The following is a 12,875-nucleotide window of genomic DNA, read 5'->3' as shown; positions in this document are numbered from 1 at the left end:
GTCGGTTAGAATGGGCCGAAATACGCGAACACGTTGCCACTTCCCGATAGCCCCGACATGGCCACCCAGCCGCAGTTCTACAAACATCACGTCTTTTTCTGCCTGAATCAGCGCGAACCCGGTGCAGACCGTCCGTCGTGCGCGAACTGCAATGCGCAGTCGATGCAGGAATACGCCAAGAAAAAGGTCAAGCAGCTGGGCCTTGCCGGCCCCGGCAAGGTCCGTGTGAACAAGGCCGGGTGCCTCGATCGCTGCGAACAGGGCCCGGTCGTGGTGATCTACCCCGAGGGGACCTGGTACACCTACCTCGACGAGTCCGACATCGACGAAATTGTCGAAAAGCATCTCGTGCAGGGCGAGATCGTCGAGCGCCTGCTGATCGATTGATCCCATCGCGGCTTCGTCTGCTCCAGGCCTCGCCGCGTGTGCCCGACACCGAACTTCCCGAACCGGCTCGCCCGCTCCCGCACCCATGTGGGGATAGCGCGGGCGCTGCCGCATCCCAGACCTCACATCGCCCATGAACGCTCAGACTGAACGCTTCACCATCGACGGCCCGGTCGGGGCCATCGAAATCGCCATCGACCGACCGGCCGGCGCGCCGCGCGGCATCACGCTGGTCGCGCATCCGCATCCGCTGTTCGGCGGCACGCTCGACAACAAGGTTGCCCAGACCCTCGCCCGCGCTTTCGTGCAACTGGGCTACGCCGTGGTGCGCCCGAATTTTCGCGGCGTGGGGCAATCGGCGGGTGAGCACGACAAGGGCATCGGCGAGCGCGACGATTTGCTTGCCGTGATCGAATGGATGCGCCGACAGCCCGGCTGGGATGCCCTGCCGCTCGCGCTGGCCGGCTTTTCGTTCGGCACGTTCGTGCTCTCGCACGTCGCCAAAACGCTCGAGGCCGCCGGCACGCCGGCTCAGCGCCTGGTGTTCGTGGGAACGGCCGCGAGCAACTGGGACGTGGCCGACGTGCCCGCCGATACGCTCGTCATTCATGGCGAAGTGGACGACACGGTGCCGCTTCAGTCGGTGCTCGACTGGGCGCGGCCGCAGAAGCTGCCCATCGTGGTCATCCCGGGCGGCGAGCACTTTTTCCATGGTCTGTTGCCCCTGTTGAAACAGATCGTGGTCGACGCGTGGCGTCATTGATACATCGAGGGTGAATTTCGTCGAATTTGGGCCGCTCGGGAGGTTGGTGCTGGGGGGTCGAAATCCCGGCGGGTATAATTCGCCCCTGAACCTTGTCAGGTCCCTCGGGGTCTATGTCCCCGACAGGCATGGCACCGGCACTTCGGTGCCGCTGTCTTCGTCGCCGTATCGCAGGCCCGCAGGCTCGACGGAATACCGGTGCAATGCCAACGCCAAGCCAACGATACGGCGCTTCTTCAAGCGCAGATGCTCCTGAGTCTCACTTCGTCCTCCTCTTCGCCCATGAAATTCAACGCTTCGCTGTCCCGTGCCGCCGCCGCCGCGGCGCTTGTCGTTTGCGGCTCGCTTGCAACGCTTCCCGCCCGTGCCCAACAGATCCCGCCGCCGCCGATGACGGCCAAGGCGTGGACGATCGTCGACGTGACCAGCGGTCAGGTGCTCGCGGCCGGAGACGCGGATGCTCGCGTGGAACCGGCATCGCTCACGAAGATCATGACCTCGTACCTGATCTTCGAAGCCTTGCGCGACAAGCGCATTTCGATGGACCAGACGGTGATTCCGGGGGAATCGGTCCGCAAGGTCGGCCGCGACGAATCGCGCACCTTCATCGAAGCCGGCAAGCCTGTCACGGTGCACGATCTGGTCTATGGCATGATCATCCAGTCGGGTAACGACGCCTCGATCGCGCTGGCGGAACTCGTCGGCGGTTCGCAGCCGGGCTTCGTTGAACTCATGAACCGTGCCGCGCAGCGCATGGGGCTGAAAAACACCCATTACACCAACGTCGACGGTCTGACCGACCCGCAGCACTACACGACCGTGGCCGACATTGCCACACTGTCGACGCGCCTGATCCAGGACTTCCCCGAGTACTACAAGATTTACTCGGAGAAGAGCTTCACTTACAACAACATCCGCCAGCCGAACCGTAACCGTCTGCTGTACCTCGATCCGACCGTCGATGGCCTGAAGACCGGCCACACGAAGGAAGCCGGCTACTGTCTCGTGTCGACGGCGTCGCGTCCGATGCCCGGTGCCGCCGGCGTGAACCGCCGCGTGCTGTCGGTCGTCGTGGGTGAGCCCACCGAGCGCGCGCGCGTGCAGGACAGCCTTTCGGCGCTGAACTACGGCTATCAGAACTTCGACACGCTGCGCGTGTATGCCGCGAATCAGGTCGTGGCCACGCCCAAGGTGTGGAAGGGCAAGGAAAGCGAGCTGAAGATCGGTGTTAAGAAGGACACCTTCATCACCGTGCCCAAGGGCATGGCCGACAAGATCAAGCCGCAGCTGGAACTGCGCGAACCGCTGATCGCCCCGTTGGCGAACGGCGCGCAAGTGGGCACCGTCAAGGTCATGGCCGACGGCAAGCAACTGGCCGAGTTCCCGGTCGTGGCGCTGGCCGACGTGCCCCAGGCCAGCTTCATCGGCCGCGCATGGGATGCGCTGCGCCTGATGTTCGTGAAGAAGTAAGCCGCATGGACAACTCCACTGTCTGGCTCAACGGCGAGCTGATCGCGCTCGCCGATGCGAAGATCTCCGTGTTCGATCGCGGTTTCCTGTTCGGCGACGGCATTTACGAAGTCGTGCCGGTCTATCACGGCAAGCCGTTCCGTCTCGCCCAGCATCTCGACCGGCTCGAGCGCAGTCTCGCGGAGATTCGCATCGCCAACCCGTACACGCGCGCCGAATGGGAGGCCCTGTTCGCGCGCCTGTCGACCACGTGTGCCGCCGACCCACACAGCATCTACGTGCAGGTCACGCGGGGCGTGGCGCCGCGTCAGCATACGTTCCCGAAGGACATCGCTCCGACCGTGTTCGGCATCGCAACACCGCTCACGCTGCCGGGGCGCGAAAAGGTGGAGCACGGCGTGGGGGCGGTCACGCATGAGGATCGCCGCTGGCTGAACTGCCACATCAAGTCGACCTCGCTGCTCGGGAACGTGCTGATGGCGCAGTACGCTGCCGATCACGAAGTGCAGGAAACGATCCAGTTCCGCGACGGAAATCTGACCGAGGCGTCGTCGAGCAACGTTTGGGTCGTCAAGGGCGGTGAAATGTTCGCCCCGCCGCGCGATAATCGAATCCTCGAGGGTATCCGCTACGGTGCGCTCGAGACGTTTGCGCGCGAGTGCGGCATAGCGTTCCATGAGCGTGCGGTCAGCGAAGCGGAAGTGCGCGACGCCGACGAACTGCTCATCACGTCGGCCACGAAGGAAGTGCTCGCCGTGGTCACGCTCGACGGCAAACCGGTAGGCGACGGCAAGCCGGGACCCGTTTTCCGCGCGCTCTACGCTGCCTATCAGCGGGCCAAGGAGGCACTATGACGACGGAAAAGAAGGAAAGTCTGCTCGAATTTCCGTGCGACTTTCCGATCAAGGTCATGGGCGCGATGCAGGACGGTTTCGCCGACGCCATCGTGGCGCTGCTGCGCGAGTTCGATGCGCAGTTCGATTCCGCCACCGTGGAGATGCGTCCGTCGAGTTCGGGCAAGTACCTTGGCCTGACCGTCACCGTCCGTGCGCACTCGAAGGCGCATCTCGACGACATCTACCGCGCACTTACCGGCCATCCGATGGTCAAGGTCGTGCTGTAAGCGGCACGCTTGGGGCGAGCCCGGCGCGTATGCGGGGCTCGCGCATCGGCATGCTGCGCCCGTGGCGCCTCGTGGACTCAAGGCCCCCAAGGGGGGGCTGAGGCGTCCGGAATGCTGAAGTCCTTGCCGAGCCTGATGCGCCGATAATCACCTCACGCGTGTGTTGGCGCGCCGTCGTCGCGCGGCAACGCGGGGTCGGCGTCGATGCCCGGTCGCACGCCCGTCGTGGCGGCGAGGTCGGCCGCCAGGGCCACGGGACCCGGCTGTGTCGGACGGCGCTGCATATCCTTCACCGATTCGAACGCCGCCAATTCCTCCAGAAACCACGTCCGGAACGCCTGAACACGCTGCGTCTCGAGCACGGCGGGCGGGCAGACGAAGTAGTAATCCCACTCGCAGGGCGTGTCCACGTCGGACAGCCGCACCAGCCGGCCGGCCATGATGTCGCCCACGGCGAGCGAGCGACGCACGAGCGCCACGCCCTGACCGACGATCGCCGCCTGCGACAACATTCCCGAGTCCTCGTACATCATGCCTTGCGTGGGTTCGGGCAGCGCGAACCCGGCCGCCGCGAACCAGGGTGCCCAAGGCTCGCCCTCGGAGCGAAGCAGCGTGCTGCGCCGGAATTCCTCGGCGGTGCGCGGCAACCGACCGCCGTTGTACGCCGGGCTGCAAGCCGGGAAGAACACGTCGTCGAGCACCTTCTCGATGTGCAATCCGGGCCAGTTGCCCTTGCCCATGCGCAGCGCAACGTCCACGTCGTCGCGTTCAAAGTCGATCAGGTGCGCGCTGCACCGCAGTTCCACCTCCAGCTCGGGATGACGATCGATGAAGCGCCCGATGCGCGGCGTGAGCCACCGGCTGGCGAACGACGGCATGGTCGTGAGCACCAGACGCCGTTCGCTGCGCGTGCCCGCCTGCAATTTGCGCGTGGCTTGCGCGATATCGTCGAGCGCGGCGCGGATCGAGGTGGCGTACTGGCGTCCCGCTGGTGTGATGCTGATGCGCTTGCCGTTGCGCGCGAAGAGCGTGGTGCCGAGCTCCTGCTCCAGCGCGCGTATCTGATGGCTGATGGCGCCGTGCGTGACGAACAGCTCCTCCGCGGCGCGGGAGAAACTCTCCAGGCGGGCGGCCGCCTCGAAGGCGCGCAAGGCGCTCAGGTTGGGAAGTCTCCGAAGGTCCATGTGAGCTCTATTCGCAAGGCCGTGAAAATATGTCGTTTGGTACGGCGCTTGGCAGTCCCTATGATTCAGTCATTGTCTCGCACTGAGTGAGGGTCGTAAAATGCAAAACAATTTGACAAAGGTGCAGTACTTCTACGGTATTCGCCCGGGTGAAGTGATCACCCTCGACCTGCACCACGAGCATACGCTGGTTGCGCGCGGATCGGCGGTTTGGGTCACCCGAGCGGGAGATCCGCGCGATTACTGGCTGACGCCCGGTCAGCGGCTTGCCGTCGAGCCCGGACGCCGCTACTGGATCTCCGCCGACGCCGACGCCGAAGCGGCGCTCGAACGCCAGGTGGCGCACCGTTTCCCGCTCGTTCGCGTGCTGCGCAAGTGGCTCGCCGGACGTCGCGCGGCGCGTGAGGCGAACTCCTGCACGGCGGCCGCCTGAAACCTGGCGCACGTTGTTCGACCGACGCCACGCGCTCCGAAGCGAAATTCGCCGAGGAGCGCGTGTTTCGTTTCAGTCACTCGGGTTGTCACGCCGGATATGTCAATCGAATTCACAACAAGACGCGCAATAATCTGTCCGAAAATCACCCGATAGCGCGTCAAAACCGGAGAAGTCCCTACCTGATGCCCCCCCGCGCTTCATCCCCCGCCCCTGTGTCGTGCCCACCGCAGAACGACGCCCCGTCCCGCCGCGCGCAGACCGACGAGCGCCTTGGCCGCCTGTTGATGATTGCCGCCATGGTGATCTCGGGGACGATCGGCTACTTCGTGCTGATGTCGGGGCAGCCGGCGCTCAACGTCGTCTTCTTCCGATGCCTGATCGGGGCGGCCAGCCTGTGCGCCTGGTGCGCCTGGCGCGGCTACTGGCGCGGATTGCGCATGGCGCGCTGGCAAATCGTGAATGTGACCCTGGGCGCCATCACGCTCGTGTCGAACTGGTATTTCCTGTTCACGGCCTACCGGCTGACCTCGGTCGGCATCACGACCGTCGTCTATAACGTCCAGCCGTTCCTGCTTGTGCTCGCGGGCGTGGTCGTGACCCGCGAGCGCCCGTCGATGGCCACCCTGGGATGCCTGGGCGTGGCGTTTGCCGGGCTGGTGATTCTGGCGGAGCCCGGTGGGGCGCACGGTGAGGGTTATCTGCTCGGCGTGGCCAGCGCGCTCGCCGCGGCGTCGCTTTACGCGGCCACCACGCTGTTTACCAAGAAGCTGGCGGGCACGATTCGTCCGGAGATCATCGCGGCGCTGCATATGGTCATTGGCGCGGTCGTTTTCGTCTGGATGGCCGATTTCGGCCATCTGCCCTCGGCGCCGCGCGAGATCGGGGCCATCGTGACACTGGGGCTTTTCCACACGACCTTCATGTACCTGCTGCTCTACGGCGCATTCCAGAAGGCGTCGACGTCGAGTCTCGCGGTCTTCGGCTTCGTCTATCCGGTCGTGGCGGTGGCGGTCGACTTCCTGGCATTCGGCATCGTGTTGCATCCGACGCAGTGGCTGGGCGGGCTGATGATCCTGCTCGCCGCCGGCGGTTACGCTCGGGGGCTCGGCGCGCCCGTTGCGCGAAAGGGCGTCTGACGGCGCGCGCGGGAGAGTCATCGGCCAGCGGGAGGGGGGAATCCGGCGCAAGCACGACACAAACGGGGCGCAAACCGCGCGGTGGGCATCGTTGCGCTCGGGCAACACCGGCCGCGCACGCCCGTGGGGCGGGGCTGCGAGCAAGACTGTGCCGGTTTCGATAAAATTGCGGCCATGACCTCCCCGATCGAAGTGTGCTGGCGCGGCACCGAAGACTACGCCACATCGTTCGACGCCATGCGTGCCTACACCGACACGCGCGGCTCGCACGGCCCCGACCAGCTCTGGATCGTCCAGCATCCGCCGGTCTACACGCTCGGACTGGCCGGAGATCCGGCGCATCTGCTCGTCGCCGACACCGGCATTCCGCTCGTCAAAGTCGACCGTGGCGGCCAGATCACGTATCACGGCCCCGGCCAGGTGGTCGTTTATCTGCTCGTGGACTTGCGTCGTCGCAAGCTCGGTGTGCGCGAAATGGTGCGTTTGATCGAGCAGGCAGTGATCGACACCCTTGGGGCGTATAATCTCGAGGTTGAGCGCCGGGCCGGCGCGCCGGGCATCTATGTGAGTCCCGGCGATGGCACCGCAGCGCATGCCGGTGCGAAAATCGCCGCGCTTGGATTGAAGATCCGCAACGGATGCAGCTATCACGGCGTGTCGCTCAACGTCGCCATGGATTTGCGCCCGTTCGAGTGGATCAATCCGTGCGGCTACGCAGGCCTGCAAACCGTAGACATGGCCACGCTCGGCGTGGCCCCCCGCTGGGACGAAGTGGCCGCGCGACTGGCGCAGCAACTCGGTCGTCACCTCGAACAGCACACCGCGACGGCCGTCGCCGCGTCGACCCCCGGCGCCAACGCCGCCGCCTGAATGGACGTCTGGAAAGCCCCAACATGACCACCGTGACTCAGAACGACAACGCGAGCAAGGAAGTTCGCACGATCGACGGCGAATACGACGCCACCGCCAAGCAAAAGTCGCAAGCCAAGACGGCGCGCATCCCGATCAAGATCGTGCCGGTCGAGCGTCTGAAGAAGCCGGAATGGATTCGTGTGAAGGCGGCCACGCACACGTCGCGCTTTTACGAAATCAAGCAGATCCTGCGCGAGCACAACCTTCACACAGTGTGCGAAGAGGCGAGTTGCCCGAACATCGGCGAGTGCTTCGGCAAGGGCACGGCCACGTTCATGATCATGGGCGACAAGTGCACGCGCCGATGCCCGTTCTGCGACGTCGGCCACGGTCGCCCGGATCCGCTCGACGCCGACGAGCCGCTGAACCTCGCGAAGACCATCGCCGCCATGCGGCTGAAGTACGTGGTGATCACTAGCGTGGATCGTGACGATCTGCGCGACGGCGGCGCCCAGCACTTCGTCGACTGTATCCGGCACGTGCGCGAGCTCTCGCCCCAAACCCGCATCGAAATCCTCACGCCGGACTTCCGCGCGCGTCTCGATCGCGCGCTTGGCATTCTCAATGCCGCACCGCCCGACGTGATGAACCACAATCTCGAAACGGTGCCGCGTCTGTACAAGGAAGCGCGGCCGGGGTCGGATTACCAGCACTCGCTCACGCTCCTGAAGGAGTTCAAGGCGAAGCATCCGGACGTATCGACCAAGTCGGGCCTGATGGTCGGCCTGGGCGAGACGGACGAAGAGATCCTCGAAGTGATGCGCGATCTGCGCGCGCACAACGTCGACATGCTGACCATCGGCCAGTATCTCCAACCGTCGGAGCACCATCTGCCGGTGCGCCGCTACGTCACGCCCGACACGTTCAAGATGTTCGAGGAAGAAGCCTACAAGATGGGCTTCACGCACGCTGCCGTCGGCGCAATGGTGCGCTCGAGCTATCACGCCGACGTGCAGGCGCACGAAGCCGGAGTGGCCGACGCGATCTGAGCGGCGCGCGATTCGCCGTTCCAACGTCTTACCCCCGGGCAGCCGATCCGCCCATCCCTCCGGGCACGACACCGACATCCTGACCCTCGGTGTCGTGCGCACCGCACGCAGGCGCGCACGGTCGTGACCTTGCCTGGGGCGGCATCCCGCCATCCCGCCATCCCGCCATCCCGCCATCCCGCCTTCGTCCACCCTGCGGCAACCGTCTGTGCCGACGAGACTTGCGGTTTCCGCCAGTTCCTCCCCCCGCTTGCCGCCCCCGATCACCGGCTTGCGCGGCAGCCGATGCAACGCGATTCCCGATGGATTAGCGCGAAGGTCACCTCGCACGCGCTGGTTGACCGATTTACGCGGGCAGGTTGGCGACCGCGCCACCTGAGCCCGCCGGGCGCGTAGCGGGGCGAGACTGGTTTACATGGCGTCACAAGACGCGCGCCTTTCGCTGTGCAATACGCGCCGCGCCGGCTCGCGCATGCTGGCAACGTCCATCGAATTTGATTCCATCTGGCTGCAACCCCGCTTAATCCTCTCCGCTTGGTCGATTTGCGGCTGCTCACGCCGTCGAAATATGTTGTAACACGTCGAACCTTGTCGGCGTCTGTCCGTTGTTTCAGAATATTCGAACCTTGTTTTGCTTGGCAAAACGATGCGTTCGCCCAAAGCAACGGGCAAGCGGAAGTCACGGATGCACGCAAGGAGAGGGCATGTCCCGTCAGGTCACCGAGGGCCGGTATTTCGTGGAAGCACCACAACGGGGCTCGGCGGGCTGCGGAAAAGACCTGCCGCTGGTGATCGACGCGCCGCACAGCGGCCACGTGTTCCCACCGGATTTCGACACTATCGCATCGACCGCGGCGATTCTCGCGTGTGGCGACCCCTACGTGGACGAGCTGTGGTCGGTTGCCACGCATCACGGCGCGACGCTTGTCGCCGCCCTGTTTCCCCGGGCGTACATCGACCCGAATCGCGCGGAGCATGACATCGATCCCGAATTGCTTGCGAGCCTGTGGCCGCACGACGCGCGTCCGCAAGCCTACAGCGAACGCGGCGTCGGACTGCTGCACCGCTTCGCCGCACCCAATGTGCCGCTGTACGACCGGCGGTTGACGGTGGCCGAAGTCGAGCGCCGCGTTCATGACTACTACCTGCCGTACCGACACGCGCTACGCGACGCCCTCGATGCGGCCCACCAGCGCCATGGCGTGGTCTGGCATCTGGACTGTCATTCGATGAGTTCGCGCGGTGGCGCGCTGGACCCGGACGCCGGCATGTCGCGCCCCGACATCGTGGTGAGCGACGGTGACGGCACCACGGCCGACCCCGCGTTCTCGCGCTGGGTCATTGCCGCATTGACGCGCCTGGGCTATCGGGTGGCCTACAACACGCCTTATCGCGGCGGCGATCTGGTGCGCCACTTCGGGCGCCCGGCCGAGCGGCGCCACAGCGTGCAGATCGAACTGAATCAGGCGCTGTACCTGAACGAATCGCGCGGCGAGAAGCATGACGGTTTCTCGACGCTGCAATCGCAACTAGGCCAATTCGCGGCGGCACTCGCCGCCTACGCCGAACAACATAGCGAGGAAGTTTGATGGACTACACAGTCGCTTCGGTCGACACGGCGCTTACGCTGTTGTCGCTGGTCGGGGAATGCCCTGGCCTGGGTGTGACGGAACTGGCGCAGCGCGCCGGTCTCAACAAATCGCGGGCGTTTCGTCTGTTGGCGACGCTGGAACAACACCGCTGGGTGGTGCGCGAGGGTAGCCCGGTGACGTACGTGCTGGGCGCGCAGGCGCTGGTGCTCGGCGTGGCCGGGCACGAGCAGGTGAATCTCGTGAAGGTGGCGCATCGTCACCTCCAGTCCCTTAACCGGGCCCTCAACGAAAACATTCAACTGCGCGTGCGCGATGGCCTCGAGTCGCTGTGCGTGGCGCGCGTCGAGTCGACGCATGAGCTGCGCGTGCACGGCGTGGTCGGCAATCGCCGTCCGCTATACGTCGGGGCCTCGGGACGCGTGTTGCTTGCGTTCGCCTCGGATGACGTGCGCGCGCAGGTGCTCGGCCGTCCCCGCAAGCGATTCACGGCCGGTACGCTCATCGAGCGCGATGAACTGGCGGCCGAACTGCTCAATGTGCGACGTCAGGATTGCGCCGTGAGCTTCGGCGAACTCGCTCCCGAGGCCGTGTCCGTGGCCGTGCCCGTGCGCGACGCCTCCGGTGAAGTCATCGCCTCCTTGTCGGCCTCGGGACCTTCGTCGCGCATGACGCGTGCACTGCTGCCCGATATCTCATCGCGCCTGTCGGCGTGCGCCGCCGAAATCTCCGCTGCCCTCGGTTACCAGACGCCGGTGCCGGAAGCCCTTTCGGCCTGACGCCGGCAGCACGCCGCATTACCGCGACACACCCCGGCCGCTGCCGGGAACCGCCTCGTCGCGTTGCCCGATTTTCCGGAAATCCAGAAGAGCTGTCCGCCGGTTTTCTGGATTTCCGTATCCCAGGCTATCGGGTTTTCCTTAATTTGACACTTTAAAATCAATGACTTGCGTCATTGGCATAGGTTTTGCTTTATTGATCGTGTGCTGCCGCGTTGTCCGGAGTGTCAACGGAAATCCGGACAAATCCGGCAAGCCGATCCAATAAGAGAGGAGACCCTATGTTCAAGCAATGTCTTGCCGCTGCGGCGCTGTGCGCGGCTTCGCTACACGCGTTCGCTGACGACCTCGTGCGTCTGGGCAACCTGAAGTTCGCTCACTACGGTGCGGTGTCGTACATGAAGGTGATTGGCCCCAAGTACGGCCTGAAGATCGAGGAGCGCATGTTCGCCAAGGGCGTGGACATCATGCCGGCGATCGTGGCGGGCCAAATCGACGTGTCGGCAAGTGCGCTTGACGCCGCCATCGCGGGTCGTGCACAGGGCGCGCCGATCTATGCCGTGGCCGGCTTCGCGAAGGGCGGTGTGCGCCTCGTCGCGAAGAAGGGCGAATCGATCACCAAGGTGGCCGACCTCAAGGGCAAGAAGGTGGGCGTGGCCCGTGGCGGCGCTCAGGAACTGATTCTCTACGCCGAGCTGGCCAAGGCCGGTCTCACATGGTCGGATCAGCCCGGCAAGGACGTGCAGATCATGTTCATGGCGTTCGCCGACCTGAACCAGGCGCTCGCCGCCGGCAGCATCGACGCCATGTGCCAGTCGGAGCCCCAAGCCTCGCAAGCCATCAACAAGGGCTTCGGTGTGGAAGTGCTCAAGCCGTACGACACGCCGATCGGCGAGCCGGTGCGCGCGCTCGTGATCACCGAGAAGCTCTACAAGGAAAAGCCGGACGTCGCGCAGCGCCTGATGTATGCGTTCGTGGAGGCGACCGACTACTTCATCAAGAACCCGCAAGCGGCCGAGAAATATGTGCGCGAGGACATGTTCAAGAATCAGATCACCTCGCAGGACTTCACCGACGCGATCGGCAACTCGCCGTATAGCTACGATCTGAGCCTCTCGCACGTGCAGCTCACGACCGACCTCATGAAGAAGTACGGCGTGGGCAAGCTGCAGGATCCGGTGCCGAAGGCCAGCGACTGGGTCAAGCTCGACCTGCTCGCCAAGGCCAAGGCCAAGCTCAACATCAAGTGAGGCGGGGCGCACGGATGGCCGCTGTACTTGCTAATTCGGGCGTCTCGCGCGCCACGCGAATCCTGCGTGGCGTGCTGATTCCGCTCGCGGTCCTGGCGATCTGGCAGATCGTCACGGGTTTTGGGTGGATCAACCCGATCATTCTTCCGTCGCCCGTGGCCGTGGTGGCCAAGTGGTGGCAATACCTCAAGCCGACCGCGACGATCGCGGAGGGCTTCGGCGCATGGCTGCAATCGAGCGAGCTGCTCATGGACGCCACGCACAGCCTGTACCGCGTCGTGATGGGCTTTCTCGTGGGCAGCGTGATCGCATTGCCGCTCGGGCTGCTCATGGGAACGAGCACGCGCGTCTACGGGTTGTTCAACCCGCTGGTGCAGGTGGTACGGCCGATTCCGCCGATCGCCTACATTCCGCTGGCCATTCTTTGGTTCGGCCTGGGTAACCCGCCGGCGTTCTTTCTCATCGCGCTCGGGGCGTTCTTCCCGGTATTGATGAACACGATCGCCGGCGTGCGACATGTCGACGGGATCTACCTGCGTGCCGCGCGCAACCTCGGTGCGAACCAGTTCACGATCTTTCGCCGCGTGATCATGCCGGCGGCCACGCCTTACATTCTGTCGGGCGTTCGGATCGGCATCGGCACGGCGTTCATCGTCGTGATCGTGGCCGAGATGATCGCCGTGAACAACGGTCTGGGCTACCGCATTCTGGAAGCGCGAGAGTACATGTGGTCGGACAAGATCATCGCCGGGATGCTGACCATCGGTCTGCTCGGCCTGGTCATCGATCTGGGCATGGATCGCCTCAACAACCACCTGCTCAAGTGGCACCGTGGTCTCGAAACCAAGTGAGGCGAA

14 protein-coding genes are annotated in these 12,875 nt (G+C 64.7%); 13 read left to right on the top strand and 1 reads right to left on the bottom strand.

Features of this window, described 5'->3' with window-relative positions; all coding sequences use genetic code 11:
- The first annotated feature begins 57 nt into the window (after window positions 1-57).
- From PMO31116_RS05800 to PMO31116_RS05780, 5 genes are all read left to right on the top strand, one after another.
- Window positions 58-387 (top strand): (2Fe-2S) ferredoxin domain-containing protein, encoded by a 330-nt coding sequence (locus PMO31116_RS05800; protein WP_023597856.1) that lies wholly within the window; start codon window positions 58-60, stop codon window positions 385-387.
- Window positions 388-520: 133 nt separating this feature from the next.
- Entirely contained in the window at window positions 521-1,150 is a 630-nt protein-coding gene (locus PMO31116_RS05795) for an alpha/beta hydrolase (protein ID WP_150565868.1), read from the top strand.
- 282 nt (window positions 1,151-1,432) lie between these two features.
- Window positions 1,433-2,620: a D-alanyl-D-alanine carboxypeptidase family protein gene (locus PMO31116_RS05790; RefSeq protein WP_150565867.1), complete on the top strand. Its 1,188-nt coding sequence runs from the start codon at window positions 1,433-1,435 to the stop codon at window positions 2,618-2,620.
- 5 nt (window positions 2,621-2,625) lie between these two features.
- Window positions 2,626-3,474, top strand: a complete 849-nt coding sequence (locus tag PMO31116_RS05785; protein ID WP_150565866.1) for a D-amino acid aminotransferase — start codon at window positions 2,626-2,628, stop codon at window positions 3,472-3,474.
- On the top strand, window positions 3,471-3,743 hold the full coding sequence (locus tag PMO31116_RS05780; RefSeq protein ID WP_150565865.1) for a DUF493 family protein: 273 nt from the start codon (window positions 3,471-3,473) through the stop codon (window positions 3,741-3,743). The genes PMO31116_RS05785 and PMO31116_RS05780 overlap by 4 nt, the downstream gene beginning before the upstream one ends.
- Window positions 3,744-3,895: 152 nt before the next feature.
- On the opposite strand, the gene PMO31116_RS05775 is transcribed toward PMO31116_RS05780, so the two are convergent.
- On the bottom strand, window positions 3,896-4,927 hold the full coding sequence (locus PMO31116_RS05775) for a transcriptional regulator GcvA (protein ID WP_150565864.1): 1,032 nt from the start codon (window positions 4,925-4,927) through the stop codon (window positions 3,896-3,898).
- Between the two features lie 100 nt (window positions 4,928-5,027).
- On the opposite strand from PMO31116_RS05775, the gene PMO31116_RS05770 reads away from it, so the two are divergent.
- The 8 genes from PMO31116_RS05770 (at window position 5,028) to PMO31116_RS05735 (ending at window position 12,869) form a co-directional block, all read left to right on the top strand.
- On the top strand, window positions 5,028-5,360 hold the full coding sequence (locus PMO31116_RS05770) for a DUF2917 domain-containing protein (protein ID WP_150565863.1): 333 nt from the start codon (window positions 5,028-5,030) through the stop codon (window positions 5,358-5,360).
- A 185-nt stretch (window positions 5,361-5,545) separates the two neighbouring features.
- Window positions 5,546-6,499, top strand: a complete 954-nt coding sequence (locus PMO31116_RS05765) for a DMT family transporter (protein WP_150565862.1) — start codon at window positions 5,546-5,548, stop codon at window positions 6,497-6,499.
- A gap of 174 nt (window positions 6,500-6,673) precedes the next feature.
- The gene (lipB, locus tag PMO31116_RS05760) at window positions 6,674-7,369 is read left to right on the top strand and encodes a lipoyl(octanoyl) transferase LipB (protein WP_150565861.1); all 696 of its coding nucleotides are present in this window, start codon (window positions 6,674-6,676) and stop codon (window positions 7,367-7,369) included.
- A gap of 23 nt (window positions 7,370-7,392) precedes the next feature.
- Window positions 7,393-8,400 carry a lipoyl synthase gene (gene lipA, locus PMO31116_RS05755; protein WP_150565860.1) on the top strand — a complete coding sequence of 336 codons (1,008 nt, stop codon included), beginning with the start codon at window positions 7,393-7,395 and terminating at the stop codon, window positions 8,398-8,400.
- Between the two features lie 704 nt (window positions 8,401-9,104).
- Window positions 9,105-9,989 (top strand): N-formylglutamate amidohydrolase, encoded by an 885-nt coding sequence (locus tag PMO31116_RS05750; protein WP_150565859.1) that lies wholly within the window; start codon window positions 9,105-9,107, stop codon window positions 9,987-9,989.
- On the top strand, window positions 9,989-10,768 hold the full coding sequence (locus PMO31116_RS05745; RefSeq protein ID WP_023597844.1) for an IclR family transcriptional regulator: 780 nt from the start codon (window positions 9,989-9,991) through the stop codon (window positions 10,766-10,768). Before PMO31116_RS05750 ends, PMO31116_RS05745 begins: the two co-directional genes overlap by 1 nt.
- A 281-nt stretch (window positions 10,769-11,049) precedes the next feature.
- Window positions 11,050-12,018: an ABC transporter substrate-binding protein gene (locus tag PMO31116_RS05740; protein WP_150565858.1), complete on the top strand. Its 969-nt coding sequence runs from the start codon at window positions 11,050-11,052 to the stop codon at window positions 12,016-12,018.
- 14 nt (window positions 12,019-12,032) lie between these two features.
- Window positions 12,033-12,869 carry an ABC transporter permease gene (locus tag PMO31116_RS05735; RefSeq protein ID WP_150565857.1) on the top strand — a complete coding sequence of 279 codons (837 nt, stop codon included), beginning with the start codon at window positions 12,033-12,035 and terminating at the stop codon, window positions 12,867-12,869.
- Window positions 12,870-12,875 lie beyond the last annotated feature (6 nt).

Source organism: Pandoraea morbifera (genome assembly GCF_902459575.1).
Lineage (GTDB): Bacteria > Pseudomonadota > Gammaproteobacteria > Burkholderiales > Burkholderiaceae > Pandoraea > Pandoraea morbifera.
Note: the sequence above shows the minus strand (reverse complement) of the source record. Positions and strands in the feature narration are given on the sequence as shown.